Origin of the sequence: Bartonella vinsonii subsp. arupensis OK-94-513 (assembly GCF_000278235.1) — a bacterium.
Classification (GTDB): domain Bacteria; phylum Pseudomonadota; class Alphaproteobacteria; order Rhizobiales; family Rhizobiaceae; genus Bartonella; species Bartonella arupensis.
In genome coordinates, this window is record NZ_JH725038.1 from 203893 (window position 1) to 225831 (window position 21939).

General features: G+C 36.5%; 18 protein-coding genes, 1 tRNA gene and 1 pseudogene. 11 read left to right on the forward strand and 9 right to left on the reverse strand.

The annotated features are described in order from the left end of the window. Nucleotides 1-200: 200 nt before the first annotated feature. Nucleotides 201-1046: a peptidoglycan-binding domain-containing protein gene (locus ME1_RS06025; RefSeq protein WP_196792785.1), complete on the reverse strand. Its 846-nt coding sequence runs from the start codon at nt 1044-1046 to the stop codon at nt 201-203. Between the two features lie 952 nt (nt 1047-1998). Here ME1_RS06025 and ME1_RS06030 point away from each other — a divergent pair. Together ME1_RS06030 and ME1_RS06035 are read left to right on the forward strand one after the other, a co-directional pair. Continuing rightward, nucleotides 1999-2376 (forward strand): DUF5330 domain-containing protein, encoded by a 378-nt coding sequence (locus ME1_RS06030; RefSeq protein ID WP_004864595.1) that lies wholly within the window; start codon nt 1999-2001, stop codon nt 2374-2376. 95 nt (nt 2377-2471) lie between these two features. After that, a complete protein-coding gene (locus ME1_RS06035; protein ID WP_004864598.1) occupies nt 2472-2885 on the forward strand; it encodes a SufE family protein in 414 nt (137 codons plus the stop codon). A gap of 103 nt (nt 2886-2988) precedes the next feature. On the opposite strand, the gene ME1_RS06040 is transcribed toward ME1_RS06035, so the two are convergent. Then, nucleotides 2989-3426: a Ros/MucR family transcriptional regulator gene (locus ME1_RS06040; RefSeq protein WP_004864599.1), complete on the reverse strand. Its 438-nt coding sequence runs from the start codon at nt 3424-3426 to the stop codon at nt 2989-2991. Nucleotides 3427-4301: 875 nt separating this feature from the next. Here ME1_RS06040 and ME1_RS06045 point away from each other — a divergent pair. After that, a complete protein-coding gene (locus ME1_RS06045) occupies nt 4302-6395 on the forward strand; it encodes a S9 family peptidase (RefSeq protein ID WP_004864601.1) in 2094 nt (697 codons plus the stop codon). Nucleotides 6396-6474: 79 nt separating this feature from the next. Here ME1_RS06045 and ME1_RS06050 read toward each other — a convergent pair whose 3' ends face one another. Next, nucleotides 6475-7077, reverse strand: coding sequence for a superoxide dismutase (locus tag ME1_RS06050; RefSeq protein ID WP_004864604.1), 603 nt, complete (start codon nt 7075-7077; stop codon nt 6475-6477). Between the two features lie 814 nt (nt 7078-7891). On the opposite strand from ME1_RS06050, the gene ME1_RS06055 reads away from it, so the two are divergent. Next, nucleotides 7892-7966 (forward strand) — tRNA-Gln (locus tag ME1_RS06055). Nucleotides 7967-8027: 61 nt separating this feature from the next. Here the strand turns inward: ME1_RS06055 and ME1_RS08290 are convergent. Further along, a pseudogene (locus ME1_RS08290) lies at nt 8028-8352 on the reverse strand (hypothetical protein); the annotation flags it as partial. Between the two features lie 157 nt (nt 8353-8509). Beyond that, the gene (locus ME1_RS06065; RefSeq protein WP_155815199.1) at nt 8510-8782 is read right to left on the reverse strand and encodes a hypothetical protein; all 273 of its coding nucleotides are present in this window, start codon (nt 8780-8782) and stop codon (nt 8510-8512) included. Nucleotides 8783-9827: 1045 nt separating this feature from the next. Here ME1_RS06065 and ME1_RS06070 point away from each other — a divergent pair. Both ME1_RS06070 and ME1_RS06075 read left to right on the forward strand, forming a co-directional pair. Further along, complete coding sequence (locus ME1_RS06070) at nt 9828-10508, forward strand: nitroreductase (protein WP_004864607.1); 681 nt, start codon at nt 9828-9830, stop codon at nt 10506-10508. 310 nt (nt 10509-10818) lie between these two features. Further along, a complete protein-coding gene (locus tag ME1_RS06075; RefSeq protein WP_004864609.1) occupies nt 10819-12216 on the forward strand; it encodes an L-serine ammonia-lyase in 1398 nt (465 codons plus the stop codon). Between the two features lie 1044 nt (nt 12217-13260). Here ME1_RS06075 and ME1_RS06085 read toward each other — a convergent pair. Together ME1_RS06085 and ME1_RS06090 are read right to left on the reverse strand one after the other, a co-directional pair. Beyond that, the gene (locus tag ME1_RS06085; protein WP_004864611.1) at nt 13261-13542 is read right to left on the reverse strand and encodes a hypothetical protein; all 282 of its coding nucleotides are present in this window, start codon (nt 13540-13542) and stop codon (nt 13261-13263) included. A gap of 31 nt (nt 13543-13573) precedes the next feature. Next, the gene (locus tag ME1_RS06090; RefSeq protein WP_004864614.1) at nt 13574-14923 is read right to left on the reverse strand and encodes a D-alanyl-D-alanine carboxypeptidase; all 1350 of its coding nucleotides are present in this window, start codon (nt 14921-14923) and stop codon (nt 13574-13576) included. A 234-nt stretch (nt 14924-15157) separates the two neighbouring features. Between ME1_RS06090 and clpS the strand changes: the two genes are divergently transcribed. Further along, the gene (clpS, locus tag ME1_RS06095) at nt 15158-15529 is read left to right on the forward strand and encodes an ATP-dependent Clp protease adapter ClpS (protein ID WP_004864615.1); all 372 of its coding nucleotides are present in this window, start codon (nt 15158-15160) and stop codon (nt 15527-15529) included. A gap of 6 nt (nt 15530-15535) precedes the next feature. After that, nucleotides 15536-17887: an ATP-dependent Clp protease ATP-binding subunit ClpA gene (gene clpA, locus ME1_RS06100; RefSeq protein WP_004864617.1), complete on the forward strand. Its 2352-nt coding sequence runs from the start codon at nt 15536-15538 to the stop codon at nt 17885-17887. A 7-nt stretch (nt 17888-17894) separates the two neighbouring features. On the opposite strand, the gene ME1_RS06105 is transcribed toward clpA, so the two are convergent. Continuing rightward, complete coding sequence (locus ME1_RS06105) at nt 17895-18317, reverse strand: HIT family protein (protein WP_004864619.1); 423 nt, start codon at nt 18315-18317, stop codon at nt 17895-17897. A gap of 131 nt (nt 18318-18448) precedes the next feature. Further along, entirely contained in the window at nt 18449-18910 is a 462-nt protein-coding gene (locus ME1_RS06110) for a RidA family protein (RefSeq protein WP_004864621.1), read from the reverse strand. 148 nt (nt 18911-19058) lie between these two features. Here ME1_RS06110 and ME1_RS06115 point away from each other — a divergent pair, with 148 nt between their 5' ends. The 3 genes from ME1_RS06115 to tsf all read left to right on the forward strand — a co-directional run bounded on the left by ME1_RS06115 (nt 19059) and on the right by tsf (nt 21843). After that, a complete protein-coding gene (locus ME1_RS06115; protein ID WP_004864624.1) occupies nt 19059-19883 on the forward strand; it encodes a cell envelope integrity EipB family protein in 825 nt (274 codons plus the stop codon). A gap of 157 nt (nt 19884-20040) precedes the next feature. Further along, nucleotides 20041-20814 (forward strand): 30S ribosomal protein S2, encoded by a 774-nt coding sequence (gene rpsB, locus ME1_RS06120; protein ID WP_004864627.1) that lies wholly within the window; start codon nt 20041-20043, stop codon nt 20812-20814. A gap of 105 nt (nt 20815-20919) precedes the next feature. Further along, a complete protein-coding gene (tsf, locus tag ME1_RS06125; RefSeq protein WP_004864628.1) occupies nt 20920-21843 on the forward strand; it encodes a translation elongation factor Ts in 924 nt (307 codons plus the stop codon). Nucleotides 21844-21939 lie beyond the last annotated feature (96 nt).

Here is a 21939-nt window from a genome sequence, read left to right on the forward strand (position 1 = left end):
TAAATCAATGTGTTGATTGCAGTACGCAGAATAAATGCGTATTTTTCTTTACTAAAAGAAAAAAATGAGAATACACTCTAAGTTGTATGGGAGAGAGAAAGGAAGCTATAGTTTTGATGTCTTTATGAGAAAAAGCATAAAGTGGAGGAATATATTCTTACCATGTTTGCAGTGTTTACTTTATAAGATAGAATTTTCCTTCAGTTTAACAAACCAACTTCTTTCATTTTTATCAGAACAGTATGATCAATCTTACCTGTTATGGGAAGATCAAAAATTTGTTGAAACTGTTTTAAGGCATCTATTGTCTTTTGGTCTTCTATGCCCGTAACAATAACCTCTTGATTACCAAAAATACGCAAAGCTTTTTGCACTTGCATAATATCTGAAACAGGAGGCTCTAAAACAGTTTCTTTTGAGTGTGGCATAGCTTTTGTTTTTGTTGTTTCATTGGCTATTTCTATTTCACTACGCTTAATTAATACTGTAATTTCATCCGTTTCTGTATTGGGTAAAATATTGCGTTGCATTCCGTGAGTGGTTTGTTGTTTCCAAAGTGCTATAGCACGACGCATTTTAGGTCCCTCTATTCCATCTAAAGGACCATCATAAAGCCCCAGTTTTGCCAGCTTTTTTTGCATTTTTAATGTGTTTTCTGACAAAGCATGTGAAGATAAGTTTTTGTATAGATGGCTTGGAAAAGCTACAGAAGGATCACGAGAAACTGCGCTAAGTTTTGCTTCTTTTGCAGATGAAGGAGAGTTCTTTTCTCTCTCTGGAGCAAATGTAAATTTCATTTTTGTAAAGACATCTTGATGCATTATCATTTGCGAAAATAAAGCATTAAATGAAACAAATCCAAAACTAATGATGAAAAGAAGTGATCCAATGAAAAACAGAGTATTTTTCCGTGTATAGAAATAAAGTGTTTTTGCTATCCAAAAAAGAAACTGACAGCTTATAAGAAAAAATGTTATAACAATACTACTATAGTGTTTACGCTTTTTTGTGGTTTTTGTTCTGCGCATCTTTCGTTTTTTTGCCATTATTTTTTTATTTTAAAGAGTAATTGTTTTTATACAGAAAAGGATATAAATTATTTTTACTTCCAACGAGAGGGAGAGAGTTTTATATTGTTGCTCTTTCCTTTCAAATTGTTAAAATGAACAAATTCGTCATATGAATCTATAAACTGATAAATTAACAATAGTCCTTACCCAATTTTCTTAGTTTCACATTCTACAGCATTCTAGTATGTATAAAAAGCTTCCGCTTATGCAACACCGTTTTTACGCTTAAAACTACATCGTCACGTATTATCATCTAAATTGAAAGTGCTACGTCATTTCCTCATTTTTTATTTTTTGCGTATATATTTACTAGTCTTTGAAATCAAATGGAAACACATTTCCTTATCACGCTGCAAGCTGAGAACAGTTTTGTATCTTTTTCAAATATCTCGTACGTACATAAACCTGTATTTCCATACAATGTTGATGAGAATAATTTTTTCTCATATCATATATATTCTAGCATAAATTTATTTTACTAATATTCGATAAATTTCATAAAGATAAACAGAAGTGATTTTTAAAATATCTGCAGGAAAAGTGGTTGGAGGCTTAATCCTTATAATTTTATATTCATGCTTTTTTATAAAATAGAAAATGACAACATGGTAAGTACCGTAATCCTCACTTTGTCATGGTTATGAGGTATCATTCTGTCTTTCGCACTACATGTATGTTTATGATATGTTATGAGAGTATAATCTCGCATACTTCAACGTTTATTTTTTTACGGTGCAATTTTGACGCTCATTTTTTAAGGAAAAGCTCATGCGTTCTCATTTTTGTACAGCTGCATCATGTCTTATTACAAAATAATGAATGCTGTATATCTGATAAACAAATGTTCAATTTCATAAATTTTTTATAAAGAAGAAGAGTGTAGACTGCTGCTTTTGTCTCATTTACAACTGCGGTGCATTGGTTGCTCATGATACGTTTTTTAATCAAATTATTCTTTTTTTTGTTTTTTGTTTTTGTCATCATTTCATTTTTTGTAGAAAAGCCGAGTAATAAACATTCCTTTTCTCAAAAAGATAATGAGACAATAACGAGCGATGTGATTATTGCTTTTAAGGAAGCTTTAAGTGATTTAGGAACATTTTGTGATCGTAATATAGAAGCCTGCAAAGTGGGAAAGTCCTTTTTAAGTTCACTTGGCGAGCGTGCTTATTATGGTGCTAGAGCAGCTTACGAATATTTTGGACGTATACTGGATGATAAGAATATGGAAACCTCTCCAAATATTATGTCTAAGAGGGAGGGACAAGAGCCTACACAAAAACAGAAGTATACAGCATCACCTTAAAATAATTTTTTAAACGCGCATTATAGATATTATGCTAATAAGAAGAGTAATTACTTATCTGTCAAGAAAACACATGGCAAGACAGGACTGAGATTATGGCAGAAACGATTGAGAATATTATAGAAAACTTTTCTCTTTTGGATAATTGGGAAGATCGTTATCGTTATGTCATTGAACTTGGACACGAATTACCACCTTTTCCAGAAAGTGCTCGCAATGATGATCACAAAGTGTCGGGGTGTGTTAGCCAAGTATGGCTTTTATCATCACGTAATAATACTTCGGATAATCCAACAATAACATTTCAAGGCGATTCTGATGCCCATATTGTGCGTGGACTTATTTACATTCTTCTCACCTTTTATTCAGGAAAAAAAGCCTCTGAAATCCGTAATGCTGATGCTGAAGGCCTTTTTAAAACACTTGGTTTAAAGGAAAATCTTACACCACAACGGTCAAATGGTCTTAAATCGATGATTGAACGGATTCGTAAAGAAAGTTATCTATAAAAATCAACATCTTGTAAAAACTACAACAAATGCCCTTAAAAACATACAATGTAAAAAAATATTTCATATATACTAGAGACGACCAGTTTTTTAGAAGACGCTATTATTTTGCTTTCTTCCGTTTGCTTTTGCGCCCAAGCCCCATCTCTTTTGCCAAAGCTGAGCGTGCTTTGGCGTAATTAGGTGCAACCATAGGGTAAGAACTATCCAGTTGCCATTTTTCACGATATTCTTCTGGCAACATTCCGTAATGTGTCATGAGATGACGCTTTAAAGATTTAAACTTTTTCCCATCTTCAAGGCAGATAAGATAATCCGGAAAGATTGAACGCTTTGGGTTAACGGCGGGCCTCTGCTTTTCAACCTCTACTTCTGTTAATTCCACATTCCCCGCTTTACGAAAAGCGGCATGAACATCAGCAATCAAACTTGGTACTTCAGTCGGTCGAATAGAATTATTACTCACGTAGGCAGCAACAATATCAGCAACCAATGTAATAACTAAATTGCTTTCAGTCTCTAAGACTGGACGATGTTCCATTCTTCTTTCCTTTAACTTAAAATCGAGTAATTTAAAATCTAGATACAGCACATATACTCATGACATGAGATCCCATGCACATAGGTTTCATATTGTACAAAAATCTTTTTTGTCAATTCAATTATTCTATAAAATTGCGAAAACACAAAAAAATCAAATAAATACCTCTTTTTGGTCATAATATACAACAAGAAGAACCAACTTATTGACCTGTTAGAATATAGTTTTTTATATAAAATCTCATAAATAAAGTATATTATAAATGTAAAAAATAATATAATATGAATCAATTTATTTTATATAGATCACAAAAATAAAAATATAACACATAAATTAATATTTTATTTTATAATGTTTATTGTTTATATTTATATAATTATTATTTAAAAATAATATAGTTAAATATAATATTAAATTATATATTTTTTTATTTTAAAAATACTTTTAATAAATCAAAAAAATAAAATATATTTAAAAATCAGATTGTGCAATATATAGTATACAATTAACTATCAATATGGCACAGTAAATCATTGTTTACTAAAAAGTAAGAGCAACATATCTAGATATATTATTAAAGTTAATTCTATTTTTATATCAGAAGGTTAGTTCTATTATTTGAAGAAAAATTCAATTTTGCTACAAAATAGCCTTATTTTCCTAGCTTGTCACTTTTATAAAAGGGGCATTACACATAGAAGACAATGCCTGTAATCCTGTAATGTGGATAAACAGAAAGTATATGATGTCATTGTAGAAATTATTACAGCTGTATTTTTGTAAGTAAGCGGAATTTATAGATTTACACACTTGCATAAACAATACGATTCTAACATATACGAAATCATGATTTTTACTTAACATTAGGATCATGCATGACTCTCTTTTCTGTAATTCCCCCAAAAGCATCTAAAATCACACATGAACAAATATATCATGGTATTAGTCGTAATGATCCCTATCATTGGCTACGTGCGTCTAATTGGCAAGATGTTTTAAAAAAGCCTCATTGTCTTGACTTAAATATCCGATATCATCTCGAAAATGAAAATGCTTATCAGGCTGCTCAAATGGCTGATACAAAGTCATTACAAGATTTGCTTTTTACCGAAATGAAAGGACGTATCCAAGAGAATGACAGTTCCGTTCCTATAAAACATGGTCCTTTTGCTTATGGATTTTCTTATGTTACCGGAGGCCAACAACCACATTATTTTCGTACTTTAAGGAATGGAGAAGAAAAAAACGTTTACCTTAATGGTGATGCTTTGGCTGAAGGGAAAGAATATTTTAATTTTGGTTCAGTTCAAGAATCTCCTGATCATACACATGTTGTTTGGAGCTATGATGACAAAGGATCAGAATTTTATACAGTTAAAATTCGTAATTTGGAAACATTATCTGATTGTATGGACACAATTACGAACACATCAGGACAAATCGTATGGGATGCTAAATCTGAAGGTTTTTTCTATACTAAGATGGATGAAAATCATCGGCCTTCAGAGCTTTATTATCACCGATTAAACACCAATCAATCACAAGATAAGCTTATTTTTCGTGAAGATAACCCAGGATTTTTTTTACATGTAAGCGGTTCTAAACTGAATGACGTTATTTATATTAATATTCATGATCATGAAACGTCAGAGATTTGGTTGATTCCAGCTGAAGCGCCTCTCTCTGTTCCCCAATGTGTACGGAAGCGGCAAAAAGGTATTGAATATTCACTTACAGAAGGTGGTGATGTCTTTTATATTCTAACCAATCTGGATAATGCAAAAGATTTCAAAATTATGGTAGCGCCGTATGCATCTCCGCAATCAGAAAATTGGTCTGAACTCGTGCCACATCAGTGTGGAGGCTTGATACTATCCCATGATGCTTATCAAGATTTTCTTATCTGGCTGGAGCGTTTTGAAGGGCTGCCTCGTATAAAAATAATGGAGCGTACCACTAATCAAATTCATTCCATTGCTTTTGATGAGGAGGCTTATTCTTTAGGTTTACAAGGTGCTGCAGAATACAACAGTCAAACCATTCGTTTTTCCTATTCCTCTATGACAACACCTGATCAAGTGTTTGACTATGAGATGAAGAGTCGCAAACGGATGCTTTTAAAAACACAAACTATTCCTTCTGGGCATAATAAAGATGACTATGTAACGCAGCGTATTACAGCGATAGCAGATGATGGTGAAAAAATTCCTATTTCACTTTTTTATCACAAAACTACCGCTCTTAACGGTAGTGCACCCTGTTTGCTTTACGGTTATGGAGCCTATGGAATTTCCATTCCAGCCAGTTTTAATAGCAATGTACTTTCTTTGGTTAACAGAGGTTTTATTTATGCCATAGCCCATATTCGTGGAGGGAAAGAAAAAGGAGTTGAATGGTATGAGAAGGGAAAACACCTTTTTAAATACAATACATTTACAGATTTTATTGCTTGTGGGCGCTACCTTGTGAACAACAAATTCACTTCTCATGACCGTCTTATTGCCCAAGGTGGTTCAGCAGGAGGAATGTTGATGGGAGCTATTGCTAATATAGCTCCACAGGATTTTGCTGGAATCGTAGCAAATGTGCCTTTTGTTGATGTTTTAAATACTATGTTAGATGCTTCGCTACCACTAACGCCTCCTGAATGGCCAGAATGGGGAAATCCTCTTGAATCAGAAGAGGACTATAATCTTATCAGTTCTTATTCTCCCTACGATAACGTCACAGCTCAAAAATATCCTCCTATACTTGTAACGGCAGGATTAACAGATCCTCGTGTAACTTACTGGGAGCCTGCTAAATGGGTTGCAAAATTACGAGACTTGAAAACAGATGATAATGCAATTTTATTGCGCATTAATATGGACTCAGGCCATGCAGGTGCGGCTGGACGTTTTTCAAAGATAGAAGAAGTTGCATATATCTATGCATATATTCTAAAAACAGTAGGAAAAAACTGCTGTTAGTTTAAACTCCGTTCTCTTTTAGAAAGGCTCCGTAATTCATTAGATTACGGAGCCTTTCATAAAAAACTATGCAAATAGCTTAAAATGCACAATCTTCATAAAGTTTCAAAACATAGTCCCAATTAATTAAATGGTCTACGAAAGCTTCGATATATTTCGGTCGTGCATTGCGGTAATCAATGTAATAAGAATGCTCCCACACATCGATTCCCAAAATAGGTTGAGCATCATGAACTAAAGGATTTTCACCATTAGGTGTTTTCATAATTTCAAGCTTACCATCTTTAACAGCAATCCACGCCCATCCAGAACCAAATTGGGCAGTAGCAGCAGAGATAAAATCAGTGCGGAACCTGTCATAGCCACCAAGATCAGCTTCAATAGCTTTTGCTAGTTTTTCAGGGAGTTTTTGACCACCACCACCTTTTTTCATCCAATGCCAAAAATGGTTATGATTGTAATATTGCGCTGCATTATTAAACAACCCAATATTTTTTCCAAAGCTTTTTTTAATAATATTTTCGAGGCTTTCGTTTTCTAAGCCTAACTCTTTTACAAAATTATTGGTATTGGTAAGATAAGCGAGGTGATGCTTATCATGATGATATTCAAGCGTTTCACGGGACATATAGGGCGAAAGGGCGTCATAATCGTAAGGCAACGCGGCCAATTCAAAAGCCATTTGAAAATCTCCTCGATTCTATTTTGTTAAGCTCACTCCATGAACCTAGTGTGCCATTTACTTCATCTAAAAGCAAATGTTGAGTATCTGTTTGTATGACTTAGAAAACTTTAATACCCATGAACGCATAAAAAATGTAATCCTCTTTATTAAGTAAAAATGGACGTAGAGAGCTATCAATACCTTATTGTTGTTATCTAAAATGTTTTTAATTTTTGCAAAATTTCACTTACCCTATTCCTAAAATGTGTTGTTACTTTAAGTGTTTGTAATGGAGTACGAGCGGGTGTCTTTTGAATAAACCTTAGAGATATTTATAATTCTCATTACAACTGATAGTTTATACATATTAACTAAAGAGGGATTTATCTGTGATGAACAATTGTGTTCATCATGCGTTATTATTCTAATCTATGAGTAGAAGAGAGATGAATTATTGTACACTGAATAAGCAAGAATGCTATTAATGAAGCTAAAAGACCGTTAATACATAAACTCTCTGTTTTGGTGTCTCATTTAAAGAGCTTGAATTTGAATGCATCAAGAAAAGATGTCATGCTATAATGATTTTTAAAATACATTGGTAAATTATAAAATGTACGTTTTATGTTGCTATGAAATGAAAGATAGATAATAGCCATTGCTTATGTTAGGAGTGTAAACGAGTGCAAGCTTTCTATTGCAGTGTTGCAGCAATTTAATACGCGTAAGATTTCAAAATTTTATAATAAAAAGTAAAAGCTTTGATTTTCAGATATTGCGTACATTAATAGGAATCGCTATAAGGTGCAAAAGTAGGCGTGATCGTATTTTTTGGGGTATAGCCAAGCGGTAAGGCACCGGTTTTTGGTACCGGCATTCCCTGGTTCGAATCCAGGTACCCCAGCCAATATTTAATTAAATCAATAGGTTATATAAAAATTCGGGGTTTTTCATTCCGTTGATTCTTTATCAAGAATAGGAATACCATGTAATCCCAAGTTTTTTCCAAATTCCTTTCCTGAAATATCATCAACAGAACGAATAATAAAATCCACACCCGCAATAAAAGCATAAACAATCTTAAGTTTATCGGTTGTCTTTTAAAATGCCTTGGAAAAAAACTTTCATAAAGCTTGATAATGAGATTTTGTCTTGCATGAGGTTCGGTGATACCAGAGACATGCAACTTAATACTGTCATAGAATCCTTTAAGTTTTTTCGATTCCTCTACAATATTTTTTTGTCTAACCACGTTACAATCTTTTTTATCGCTAGAGAGATGGCATTGCATTGGTACGAGCATGTTCACACCAACAGTGAGAAAAATACCACACTGGCTGAGGTAATGGTTTCTGGTAAACATGTAAAATGGATGTTGAGGATGTTTTTACCATCACCAGCCGCAATGTATGGGGCAAACCTCTAGTAAGCAGAAGTCGGTTTCACGCGATTATAATGGCGGATAAAAGGCTGATACAGCATCAAAAACTTCTCCTTCAAAAAGGATAAATCCTTCAATCATTATAGTAGCGTTGTGGAGCAATCGGTGGGCAAAGCTGGGGCGGGAGGTTTTGATATCACTGTAAAAAGACAAAACAACGCTGATTGGTGTCTTGATTGCCAGCACGGCTCCAATAGGAAAAACAGCCTGACCACTGGAAGCATCACAGCTAGGGATATTATCCAACAGTGCCCATGTCCAAACTGGCAGACATAGCACCATCACCAATCACAGCACATACGGCATCACTAAAAATGTCGCTAAAAATGCTTTAAATCATGGAAAAGCTCAGGATACAGTGGAAGAGGAAACCAAATCCGCCATCAGCACCATCATCATTATCGATGAAGTAGGGAAAAAGACATTGATGGGACAGGGAAAAATAATCGCCTCCCTTAATCACGGCATCGCGCTACAGCGTATCAGGGTGTATAACCGCTAGACATAGGCAAGTTGGAACAAATAGTTTTTGAAAACCGCGAAATGGCAACTCAATTGCTGGAAGAAAGCTTTAAATACAGTGGTGAAGCCTATAAACCATGTTTATCAAAGCGCATTTCATTGCTGTGGTTGATCGCGATAAAGATGGCAACATAATTTATCTTAAAGATAAAAATCCTATCAAAGGTTGCGCAAATGAAGTGACTTATATTTTGTAAAGTGGTAGTGGTGAAGGTTGCTGAGGATGCTTGCGATAAATAGGCAATGAAAGTTTGATCTCTCATTTGGAAGAACAAGCCATGGATTGTCCAGCGGCTTCTTCAGCATTGTTTGGTCAGGTGTTGCCATTACGGGGTATGTGTGTATGGTGAGGCGATTAAAATGATGGAGCGTGTAAAAGTAGCCCCGTTAATTGATGATGACAAGGCAGATTAAAATTGTACTAAAAATTATTCCGATATTTGCAAGCACAGCAGCGGTGTGTGTGGCTTGGAGTTGGAGAACCCGGGTTAGCAGATGCAGCGTGATATTAATAATTTCCTATATGATTTAAAACGCGTCGAGGAAATTTTTTAAGAGTTTAGCTGAATGAGGAGTGAATCATTGGTCATAAAATTTATTTCATATTCATTTTTGATGATTTTCTTTCCATTAATTATTAAATGGCTATATATTCTTTAATAGTCAGTATTGACAAGGTATGGAATGTATAAGCTTTTCAGGAAGAGTAGAACGAATAAAAAGGGTTGCAAAGGTGTTCTTGCAACACATTGGCTTTGAACAAGCAAACAGCAAAATTCACTTTTCAAAAGAGAAAGTAAAAATAATGACAAATGACTCTTTGATCAATGTTTTCCAATCTATTCTGTCACGTAAATCGATACGAGCTTTTACCAATCAGCCAGTTTCAGAGGAAACAATCAAAGAAATTTTAAAACTTGCAGCACGTGCACCATCTGGAACAAATATTCAGCCATGGCAAGTTATTGTTCTTACAGGAAATCTATTGCAGAAAGTAGGGCAAGAGCTTTCACAACTCGTACTCTCAGGTGTAAAAGGCGAACGTGAAGTTCCTTATTATCCACGCCAATGGCGTGAACCTTATCTTTCAAGGCGACGAAAAATTGGTTTGGATCTTTATAAGAGCCTTGGAATTCAAAAAGATGAGCAGGACAAAATACTTCACCAGAAAGCGAGAAATTTTTCCTTTTTTGGTGCACCTGTAGGGCTTTTGTTTACAATGGATTACGACATGGAAAGGGGAAGCTGGCTTGATTTGGGGATGTTTATGCAGACCATTATGTTAGCAGCGCGTGGGTTTGGGTTGGACACATGTCCCCAAGCTGCTTTTGCTGATTATCATAAGCAAATTCGTGCACTTTTATCAGTGCCTTCTGATAGGCAAATTATTTGTGGTATGGCACTTGGCTACCGCGATATAAGTGCTCCAGAAAACAATTTTGAAACTGAACGCGAGCCAATTGAGAATTTTGTAAGCTTTATGTAAGTGGGTGTTATTTTTTAGATCTTGGAATTTATCAAAACATTTCGGTGAGAATTTATCATTCTTATTAACTTTAAAGTTGCATGTTAACGTTTGTTTTACTACGTTTATAACATAAACAAGGTAATCATTGTCCATTTTGAAGGTTGGCTATGGAAAGTGCTATAGAAAGAAAATGTTGGGTGGTAGCAAGACGAGCGACTTTCATATTTATTGCTGTTATTTTTTTAGCTTATCTTGCAATTTAATTTTGAATGGGACAAGCGCAATAAAAAAGCGTATACTCAAACCTTTTGGAATTTGGGGGTCGTGAGTGTTTTTATCTGTTTTTGAACTTTTTAAAATTGGCATTGGTCCTTCTAGCTCACATACGATGGGGCCGATGACGGCAGCTAACATGTTTTTGCAAGAGATTCTTGCACGCAATTTCTCTCAGCCATTTGATGTTGAAGTTTCTCGTATACGTGTTTACCTTTATGGTTCTTTGGCTTTCACGGGCATTGGGCATGCTACAGATAGAGCTATTATATTAGGGCTTTTGGGAGAAAAAGCTTCTACTGTTGACCCTGATTGTATGGGATTCCTATTAGAAAAAGTTATACGTGAAAAAAAAGTGCAACCAAAAGGCCATCCTACTTATCAGTTTGATTTGCAAAGTGATCTTATTTTTGAACGAAAGAAAGTTCTACCTGGTCATGCTAATGGACTTGCATTTGAAGGGCTTGATAATGAAGGAAATATTCTTTTGCGGCAGATTTATTATTCTATAGGCGGTGGTTTTGTTGTGACTGAGGATGAATTAAGCCATATGAATGGTAATATGCAACAAGAAGTATTTGATGTGCCATATCCTTTTGATTCTGCAGGTAAAATGTTGGCAATGGCAGAAGAATCAGGATTTTCAATTGCTGAAATGAAGCGCATGAACGAAGAGACGAAGATGGAGCGTTCGGCTCTTGATACGGGTCTTGATGAAATTTTTTCCGCTATGTCAAATTGTATTGACAGAGGTCTTTCACAAGAAGGTGTGTTGCCCGGTGGATTGCATGTTCCAAGGCGTGCTAAAAAGCTGTATGAAAAGCTTTTGGAAAATCGAAAGAAAAATAGCAATTATCCACTTTTGGCCAATGATTGGCTTTCGGTATATGCTATAGCAGTAAATGAGGAAAATGCTGCAGGTGGTCGTGTTGTTACGGCACCAACGAATGGAGCAGCTGGAGTTGTGCCCGCAGTTTTGCGTTATTATCTCCAGTTTAATGATGGTTCAGATCGAGAGGGAATCCATAATTTTTTGTTAACGGCAGCAGCCATTGGTGGTGTGATTAAACATAATGCTTCTATTTCTGGTGCAGAAGTTGGTTGTCAAGGTGAAGTTGGGACAGCATCTTCAATGGCAGCAGCAGGGTTAACAGCCGCGTTGGGTGGTACACCGGCTCAAATTGAAAATGCCGCAGAGATTGCGCTTGAACATCATTTGGGAATGACATGTGATCCGGTTGCAGGTCTTGTGCAGGTCCCTTGCATTGAACGCAATGCAATGGGTGCTGTTAAAGCAGTGACAGCTTCTTCTCTTGCGTTGCACGGGAATGGGGATCATTTTGTTTCTCTTGATGCTTGTATAGAAACAATGCGTCAGACAGGACATGATATGAGTGAACGCTATAAAGAAACAAGTAAAGCTGGTCTCGCAGTCAATGCAATATCTTGTTGAAGCGAGCAATGGGTTTTAATCTGGTAAATTTTTTACAGGCTGTCTATTGCTTATGAAAGCAACAGTGCACACTGTCACTGTATTTGTTAGTTTCCAGCGTTAGCTAGCAGCTTTTGTATTAAAACAGTGTATAAAGAGGGATATTGAGTCTCTGCTTAAAGTGCTTCAGAGCTATTTCACGTGTAATGTGCAAGAGAACAAATATCAATTTATCATAAGAGAGTTTATAGTAAGAGAATATTCTTGCATTCTGGGGTCTCATTCAAGTTATAATATGATGAATGAGCTTTATAAAGCTGTCTTCGGTAGGAGCTAACAAATTAATTATTTTCATGTTATTCCAAACCATTCGATATTGTGAAACGTTTCTATTTTTCGCATTATCATCAATAAATCACCAGAACTCATTTAATTACAGTGCAAAAGTGGATGAACATTCGTGCAAAAAATTGCTTAAGTGCAAGAATAGTGATGACACATCAGTACCAGTAAATACAAAAGGGGTGGTACTTGGATCTGGCTGTGAAGAGTGAGGAGAAAAGGCTTAGTGGATGCTGCATTATAAGATTTATAGTTTACCGTGCGAAATGGGGAGTGAGGAACTATAAAAAGTTGTATTTGAAAGTTGTTTTGCTTTTGAAAAAAACACAAGTTGAGTCAAATCATTTAAGAAATTTCATACAATACTTATGTTACATGGGTGAAATTATGCTTTATTGAAGAGAGTTCTTTTCATTGAATTATATGATGGTATCCAAACAATGCCAGAAGTTTGCATCCAATGGGACCATTTTTTCTTATGAAAAAATATCAAGAATAATCTTTTAGATTAAATCTAAAGGTAAGCCTAACATTTGGTATTTTTATGCGTCTTAAGTGATGGCTTTATTGAAAATCTAATCAGATAATTGGAGAGAGCCTTACGAATGTGAGCTTAAAATTTGAGGAAGCAGTTGTGTGCGCCAAAAGATTTTTTTTAAAGCTGTAGGCAATGTGCGAGTCTTCTTATTTACAAAATAACTCTTGCGGAAACGATCTATAGAATTAGATGTTTGTTGCACCTAGATGGATTTTAATAGGTACATTACCGGTTTGACTCGCTACGCGTAAATGAATGCGTACAGGAGGCATGGCAAGACGACGATTTCGCGTTGTTTGACAAATAAGAAGATTGACAAGAGATTGCGTATCTAGCGTTGTAATAGGAATATACTTTAAACCAGCAAGCTTTATTGCAGCATCGTGAAGAGAACGCAATGAGAGGAGAGATGATTGCTTCAATAATTTTTCTTTTTTAATAGATGAAGCAAGAGCATTATCGGTCATGATACTATCCTTAACGCGAATTCAAAAACTTTTAATAAGCTACAGTATAGCAGTTAAAATTTGCTTTCTTTAATGTAGAGCAAGCATTGAGAGCCTCTTTTTTTGATGGAAAGCCTATAAACCGAGCTCGGTAATAATGACGTCCACTTTTCTCAAAAAGTTGCATATGTGAAGATGTACGCTTTAAAGCAGAATAAGCTGTGTCTTTTGCTTTTAAAAGTAGTTTTTTTGCTTGTTCTTCACTAGGAAGAGAACCAATTTGGATAGCCCATCCGGCGTTTGTGGACAAAGAAGCTGGAACAATTTTATGAGTTTCAACGGGTATAGCTTTTTGAGGATTAGGGATTGGTATAATGGCTTGATTGACAGCAGCTATTGCCATATTAGAATTTCTAGGCTGTTCTGCAAATGCTGTTAACATAGTGGAAATTTCGTTATCGAAATTGGTTGGTTCAGCTTTAACATTTGGTATAGGAATATTTTTTCCTGTAGGTAAATTATAGTGTACAGAAGCCATTAAATAGCTACCACTTTTCGTCCTACTTGCTTTTGGCAAATATTGGCTCAATAAGCTGGCCATATGCTCATCACGTGCGGTAGATGATTTGCCTCCCATAACGACAGCAACGATAGAGCGCCCTTCAAGACGCATCGAAGTCGCTAAGTTAGAGCCTGACATTTGTGTGTAGCCGGTTTTAATTCCATCAACACCTTTCATGATTTTGACAAGCTTGTTGTGGTTGTTAATTGTATGACCACGGAAAGTAAAACTTTTGATTTTGAACAATTTATACTGTTGTGGAAAATTTTTGCGCAAGGCTAATGATAAAGTAGCCATGTCCCGTGCTGTAGAATAATTGCGCACATCTGGGAGTCCTGAAGCATTGGCAAAATGTGTATGTGCCATACCAAGTTTGCGGGCTTTAGCAGTCATCATGCGAGCGAATTTTTTTTCATTACCGCCAAGATACTCTGCAATCGCAGTTGCAACATCATTTGCTGATCTTGTAATGAGAGCTTTAGCAGCGGCTTCTGCAGAAATTGTTTGTCCTGCTTTAAATCCGATTTTTGTTGGTGGCCTTGTTGCTGCATAATGTGAGACGGGAATTGGTGTATTGGGTGTGACACGACGCATATGCAAGGCTTCAAAAAGCATGTAGAGTGTCATCATTTTTGTTAGAGAAGCAGGATAACGTTTCAGAGTTGCATTGGCTTGAAATAAAGTTTTTCCTGTATTTGCATCTATAACGATAGCAGCATACTTATCCGGATAAGCTCCTTGGGGAGTAGCTGATGCCCAAGAGTAAGAAAGAGCTAAAATAATAAAAGCGATTGCTACCTTTTTGTAAAAACACGCAATTTTTTGGCAGTTAATATACACTTGCAGTATCCTATTTCTCCATTTAGTCTGAAAAACTTCTGTAAAGCTCTTTATCTTTACGTTGATGCAATTTAGAGGAATGATGTTACTAATTTGTTTACAGAAATTATTTTGTGCGTTTCTCTTATTTTAAATCTACCCCACAAAAGAAAGTTTTTTCTTTACACAAACAGCTGTTGCAATAGTTATGAAAGAACTTAAAATTAATAAAAATATGCAGCACAGGAAATAGTAATGGTACAAAAGCTAATAACAAATTCTATAGCCCACATTATGCATGATGAAAAGGGCAAGAATTGGAATGAAGACAAGCGCGATGCCCTTATAATATCCAAGGTTAGACTAAAACTTCAAAAGCCTAAGCTGTATCGTGTTCTTTTACTTAACGATGATTATACACCTATGGATTTTGTTGTTTTTGTTTTGAAAAACTTTTTTAAAAAAAGTTTCGAAGAAGCAACACGTATCATGTTACATATTCATCAGAATGGGGTAGGTGAATGCGGGACTTACAGTTATGAAGTAGCTGAAATGAAAGTAGTACAAGTTAGAGAGTGTGCACGTCAAAATGAACATCCATTACAATGTGTAATAGAATGGAAGTGAGGAGTTATGCCATCTTTCACACCTAGTCTTGAAGAAGTTTTGCATCGGGCATTAACAATTGCTACTCAAGCGCGGCATGAATATGCAACATTAGAGCATCTTCTGCTTGCTCTGCTAGATGATGTTGATGCAAATTCAGTGATTCAGGCTTGTCAGGTAGATGTAGAGGAACTGCGAGAGCGCTTAATAAACTATATCCAGTTAGAACTGGATGTACAGATTAAAACTGATGAGGATACAAAACCAACAACATTTTTCCAGCGTGTTATCCAACGTGCGGTGATTCATGCTCAATCGGCTGGAAAAGATGAAGTTTCAGGAGCAAATGTTCTCGTTGCAATTTTTTCTGAAGGTGAAAGTCATGCGGCATATTTCCTCCAAGAGATGGGAATGACACGCTATGATGCTGTGCGTTTCATTTCACATGGTATTACTCGGGATGAGGGATTATCCATGTTACTTGAAGGGCTTGAAGAGCAATTGGATCAGCAGATTTTAGACAATGAAGAGAAGGTAACAAGTGCACTGACGGCTTATTGTGTTGATCTCAATTGTAAGGCACGAAATGGAAAAATTGATTTATTAATTGGTCGTGAAGTAGAGATATCACGTATGATTCAGGTTTTATGTAGAAGGTCCAAAAACAATCCGCTTTTGGTTGGTGATCCTGGCGTTGGAAAAACCGCTATCATTGAAGGATTAGCAAAACGTATTGTTGATGGGCAAGTCCCTGAAGTTTTATCAAATGCAACAATATTTTCCCTTGATATGGGAGGGCTTGTTGCAGGTACACGCTATCGTGGTGATTTTGAAGAACGGTTAAAGCACGTTATTAAAGAATTTGAGCAGTCTCCAAATGCTGTTTTATTTATTGATGAAATTCATACTTTAATTGGAGCAGGGGCTACATTGGGAGGAAATATGGATGCAGCAAATCTTTTAAAACCTGCATTATCTTCCGGAACTATTCGATGTATTGGTTCGACGACTTATAGAGAATATCGTAAAATTTTTGAACAAGATCGTGCTTTAGAGCGCCGTTTTCAGAAGATTGATGTTAACGAGCCTTCTATTGCTGATACAATTAAGATTTTGCAGGGGCTGAAGCCTTATTTTGAAGATTTTCATCAGATTAAATATACTGATCAGGCGATGAAGGCATCTGTAGAATTGTCGTCCCGTTATATGATTGATCGCCGATTACCTGATAAGGCAATTGATGTTATTGATGAAAGTGGTGCGGCACAAAAGCTTTTGCCAAAAAAGCAAAGGAAAAAGAGTATAGGCGTTAAAGAAATTGAAGCAACTGTTGCTACTATGGCAAGGATCCCACCAAAAACAGTTTCTGGTGATGAGCAAAAGACGCTTAGTAAGCTTGAAAGAGAACTCAAGCATGTTGTGTATGGACAAGATCAGGCTATTTCCGCATTGGTTTCATCAATTAAATTGGCGCGAGCAGGATTGCGTGAATCAGAAAAACCAATAGGAAGTTATTTATTTTCAGGGCCAACAGGTGTGGGAAAAACTGAAGTTGCAAAACAGCTTGCATCTTCTTTAGGCATTGAATTGTTACGTTTTGATATGTCAGAATATATGGAACGGCATACAGTCGCGCGCTTAATTGGAGCGCCTCCAGGTTATATAGGGTTTGATCAAGGAGGTCTCCTTACAGATGCGGTTGATCAGAAACCGCACGCAGTCTTATTGCTCGATGAGATTGAAAAAGCGCATCCAGAGTTATTTAATATTTTATTGCAGGTGATGGATTATGGTAAATTAACAGACCATAATGGCAAAAAAATTGATTTCTGTAATATCATTTTAATTATGACAACGAATGCTGGTGCTTCAGAGTTGGCAAAGTCGGCTATTGGTTTTGGCAAAGTGTATCGCGATGGTGATGATATTGAAGCAATTAATCGGCTCTTTACACCGGAGTTTCGTAACCGGCTAGATGCGATCATTCCGTTTGCACCTTTATCTCATTTAATTATCAATCAGATCGTGCAAAAATTTATTTTTCAGCTTGAAGCACAATTAGCTGATCGTGGAATTTGTTTTGAATTAAGTTCTTCTGCGATGATTTGGCTTGCTCATAAAGGATACGATTCTCAGATGGGAGCTCGCCCGTTGAGTCGTGTTATACAAGAGCATATTAAGAAGCCATTAGCTGACGAAATTTTATTTGGAAAGTTGCGCAATGGTGGCATGGTGCGCGTATTAACACAAAAATCAAACGTGGGAAAAGAGAGGCTGAAGTTAGAAATTTCACCTTCCAGTACATCTGTTGGTTCAAGGAATAAAAAAACGACACATTTTACAAGAAAATATGTCAAGAAAAAAAGTTCCACGACTTAAGAGCGCTTTAAAGGGCTGCACGGATTTTTTTTGCATTCTCTTCAAGGATTTCTGTAGGTGTTATAACATTATTATGGGGAGAAAGCTCTACACCTTCCATACGTGGTATAATGTGGAAATGAAGATGATAAACAGTTTGTTGACTTGCTGCTTCATTCAATTGCATGACTGTTATACCATCTGCTTGAAAGGCTTTTTTTACAGCATTGGCGATTTTTTGAACCGTTTTAATGACTGGAAACAAGGTTTCAGTATCTGCATCCAGTAAGTTTCTAGAGCCTTTACGAGGGATAACCAACGTATGTCCTGGGGCTTGTGGCATGATATCCATGAAGGCAATGACATCATCATCTTCATAGACACGAACAGAAGGGATTTCATTGCGAATCAATTTAGCAAAAACATTATTATTGTCATAAGTTTGTTTCATACAAGTGTTTCCTTTTATACGTTTAATTCAGAACTTTAATTTTAAGACTGAAGCATGCGATGGTTAGTATAGGGTTAACAAACAGATTTCACATTCGGTTGTTGCTTAACTGTACTGCAATCGATGAAAGTTTAAATTTCTATAATAGCTTCAACTTCCACTGGGACGTCCATAGGGAGAGAGGCAACCCCAACAGCAGAACGGGCATGTTTTCCTGATTCACCAAGAATATTGACGAGTAAATCAGAAGCTCCATTGGCAACAAGAGGAATATCAGTAAAATGAGGAGCTACAGCCACAAAAACAGTGATTTTTACAACGTGTTTTATTTTATTTAAATCACCAAGAGCTGTTTTGATTTGTGCTAGAATGTTGAGTGCGCAAACTTCGGCTGCTTTTTTTGCTTGTTCAACGCTAACGGTTGAGCCAACTTTACCAGTTGTTAGTGGCTTTCCTTCAACAAGAGGGAGTTGTCCAGAAATAAAGAGTTGATTGCCGCTTTGTAAGGCTGTTACGTAATTAGCAATGGGATGTGTCGCCTCAGGAAGAGTGATTCCAAATGTTTTTAGGTTGTTTTCAATCACGTTGGTCATAATTTAAACTCCATAGCTTGTTCTACAATATGTTGTCCATTGCATAAACTAATTTTTGATTTAAGGAAATGTGTGGTTAACTGAGAAGTGAACCTTTTTTGCCTTGTTATATGGTGTTATGCAACAGGGATAGAATTGGAAGTTGGGAATGAACAGATCATTATTTATAATAATTTTATATGTTATTCTTTTATGTCCTGCGAAGGCTGAAGAATCCGTTTTTATTGTGCCTCATCGAGCAATTTACGATTTTCAACTCGATAGTGTTTCTCATGAAATGACAATATCAGGGATGTCTGGGCGAATGGTTTACGAACTCACTGGTTCAGTATGTCAGGGGTATACGACACGTTTTCGTTTTATCAGCCGTCTTCATACTGAAGATATGCCAGTACATTTAACGGATCAACAGACAACGAGTTATGAAACAGGTGATAGTCGTACGTTCCGTTTTAGTGTTACAGATCAAGTTGGGCAAGAGGTTGCACATCGTTCTGAAGGAGTAGCTGAGCGTATTCAAGATGGGATTGTCGTTAAATTAAAAAAGCCAAAGGAAAAAGAATATAAACTTGCAACAGCTGAATTTCCAATTATGCAACTTAAAAATATCATCCGCCATGCAAAAGCAGGCCACAATTTTTACTATGTTACGGTATTTGATGGAACAAATAAAGCAGATAAAGTTATAAAGGAAAGTGTAGTCATTGGGGAAAAGAAAACACTTTTGTCTGATAGTGAAACGGAAGAAATGAGAAAATTGGATGAAGAAAAATATTGGCCTATTACAATTTCTTATTTTGATGATGTAGAAAAGAAAGATGGCTTACCAACCTATCGTACTAGTTTTCTCTTACATGAAAATGGTGTTATGCGTGATCTCCATATAGATTATGGAACTTTTGCAGTGCGCGCAAAATTGAATAGTCTTGAATTCCTCGATCTTGGAAAAAATCATGATCAATGTAAATATTAAATGATTGCAGAAAATGACTTGAAAAAGAATCAAATATTAGTATGGTGGCATTATTCCACACGCGGAGTTTGGGTGTTTGCAAGAAAAATTTAGCAAACGTCCGCCGGTAGCAGTTTTTCTGCTTTTTCCGCGGAGGTTAAACCGGAAAGGATAAACTATGGCACTACCCGATTTTACTATGCATCAGCTTTTAGAAGCAGGTGTACATTTTGGTCACCAGACTCATCGCTGGAATCCGAAAATGACTCCTTATATTTACGGTCAGCGTAACAATATTCATATTATTGATCTTGCTCAGACTGTTCCTCTTTTACACCAAGCTCTTAAGCTTGTTTCCGATACGGTTGCACGTGGTGGACGTATTCTCTTTGTTGGTACTAAGCGTCAGGCATCTGACATTATTGCTGATGCTGCAAATCGTTCAGCGCAATATTATGTTAATGCGCGTTGGCTTGGCGGTATGCTCACAAACTGGAAAACGATTTCCCATTCGATACACCGTTTGCGTAAGCTCGATAAAATTCTTGCTGCTGAAGCACAGGGTTTTACCAAAAAAGAACGTTTGAATCTTGAGCGTGATCGTGAGAAACTTAATCGTGCACTCGGTGGTATTAAGGATATGGGCTCTGTTCCAGATCTTATATTTGTTATCGATACAAACAAAGAGAATATTGCAATTCAAGAAGCAAAACGTTTAGGTATTCCCGTTATTGCTATTATTGATACCAATTGCGATCCTGATAACATTACACATCCAATACCAGGTAATGATGACGCTTCACGTGCAATTTCCCTTTATTGTGATCTTTTTGCTCGGGCAGCGCTTGATGGTATTGCACGTCAACAAGGCGCAATGGGAGTTGATTTGGGAGCTCAAGTTGATGCACCTGTGGAACCTGTTTTGGAAAATGTTGTTCCAGTTTCTGAGTAAATTAAAAAACGCCTGTTAAGGTACTTATTTCTAAAGAGAGATTATGGGCGTGCACAGAGTTTTACTTCTTGCACGCTTTTATCGTTACAAAATAAAGAGGCAAATATGAGCATTACTGCTGCACAAGTAAAAGAACTTCGGGAATTGTCAGGTGCTGGTATGATGGACTGTAAAGCAGCGCTGTCGGAGACCAATGGTGACATGGAGGCTGCTGTTGATTGGCTTCGTAAAAAAGGAATAGCCAAAGCAGATAAAAAGGCTGGTCGTACGGCTGCTGAAGGATTAATCGGAGTTGCATCAAACGATTCAAGCGCGGTTTTAGTTGAAATTAATTCTGAAACAGATTTTGTTGCACGCAACGACGTATTCCAAGACATTGTGCGTAAAGTGGCTACAGCTGCTTTAGGTGCGAAAGGGGGTGTTGATGCTGTTTCCGCTTCTCTTTATCCTGGTTCTGAGAAGACTGTAGAGGTTACAATTAAAGATGCGATTGGTACTATTGGCGAGAATATGACATTTCGGCGTTCTGCTAAACTCTCTGTTGAGAATGGCGTCGTTGCGACTTATATACACAACAGTGTGGCTGATGGGCTTGGTAAACTTGGTGTTTTGGTTGCTATTGAAACTACAGGAAATAAGGAAGCCGCTACTGTTTTTGGTCGGCAGGTTGCGATGCATATTGCTGCAACTAATCCGTTAGCTCTAACAGCGAAAGATGTTGATGTTAGTGCTGTTGAGCGTGAAAAAGCGATTTTTTCAGATCAGGCGCGCCAGTCTGGAAAGCCTGAAAATATCATTGAAAAAATGGTGGAAGGCCGTATGCGTAAGTTTTACGAAGAGGTTGTTTTGCTTTCTCAGGCTTTTGTTATGAATCCTGATATGAGTGTTGAAGCTGCTTTAAAGGATGCTGAACAATTGATTGGTGCACCTGCAAAAATTACAGGGTTTGTTCGCTTTGCATTAGGGGAAGGTATAGAGAAAGAGGAATCTGATTTTGCTGCAGAGGTTGCAGCGGCCGCGAAGGGGTAGTGATTTGTGAATTATTATCAGAGATTAAAATTATACCATTGGTTATAAAATCGCTGATGTAAAATGTATGATTATTGAGAGGGCGTCACGTAATAA

Excerpts from the sequence above, each read along its gene's own strand:
- clpA (WP_004864617.1), top strand. The coding sequence starts at position 15,536 with ATGCCATCTTTCACACCTAGTCTTGAAGAAGTTTTGCATCGGGCATTA.
- tsf (WP_004864628.1), top strand. The coding sequence starts at position 20,920 with ATGAGCATTACTGCTGCACAAGTAAAAGAACTTCGGGAATTGTCAGGT.
- ME1_RS06025 (WP_196792785.1), bottom strand. The coding sequence starts at position 1,046 with ATGGCAAAAAAACGAAAGATGCGCAGAACAAAAACCACAAAAAAGCGT.
- clpS (WP_004864615.1), top strand. The coding sequence starts at position 15,158 with ATGGTACAAAAGCTAATAACAAATTCTATAGCCCACATTATGCATGAT.
- ME1_RS06070 (WP_004864607.1), top strand. The coding sequence starts at position 9,828 with ATGACAAATGACTCTTTGATCAATGTTTTCCAATCTATTCTGTCACGT.
- ME1_RS06115 (WP_004864624.1), top strand. The coding sequence starts at position 19,059 with ATGAACAGATCATTATTTATAATAATTTTATATGTTATTCTTTTATGT.
- ME1_RS06035 (WP_004864598.1), top strand. The coding sequence starts at position 2,472 with ATGGCAGAAACGATTGAGAATATTATAGAAAACTTTTCTCTTTTGGAT.
- rpsB (WP_004864627.1), top strand. The coding sequence starts at position 20,041 with ATGGCACTACCCGATTTTACTATGCATCAGCTTTTAGAAGCAGGTGTA.
- ME1_RS06040 (WP_004864599.1), bottom strand. The coding sequence starts at position 3,426 with ATGGAACATCGTCCAGTCTTAGAGACTGAAAGCAATTTAGTTATTACA.
- ME1_RS06065 (WP_155815199.1), bottom strand. The coding sequence starts at position 8,782 with ATGGTGCTATGTCTGCCAGTTTGGACATGGGCACTGTTGGATAATATC.
- ME1_RS06050 (WP_004864604.1), bottom strand. The coding sequence starts at position 7,077 with ATGGCTTTTGAATTGGCCGCGTTGCCTTACGATTATGACGCCCTTTCG.
- ME1_RS06110 (WP_004864621.1), bottom strand. The coding sequence starts at position 18,910 with ATGACCAACGTGATTGAAAACAACCTAAAAACATTTGGAATCACTCTT.
- ME1_RS06030 (WP_004864595.1), top strand. The coding sequence starts at position 1,999 with ATGATACGTTTTTTAATCAAATTATTCTTTTTTTTGTTTTTTGTTTTT.
- ME1_RS06045 (WP_004864601.1), top strand. The coding sequence starts at position 4,302 with ATGACTCTCTTTTCTGTAATTCCCCCAAAAGCATCTAAAATCACACAT.
- ME1_RS06085 (WP_004864611.1), bottom strand. The coding sequence starts at position 13,542 with ATGACCGATAATGCTCTTGCTTCATCTATTAAAAAAGAAAAATTATTG.
- ME1_RS06105 (WP_004864619.1), bottom strand. The coding sequence starts at position 18,317 with ATGAAACAAACTTATGACAATAATAATGTTTTTGCTAAATTGATTCGC.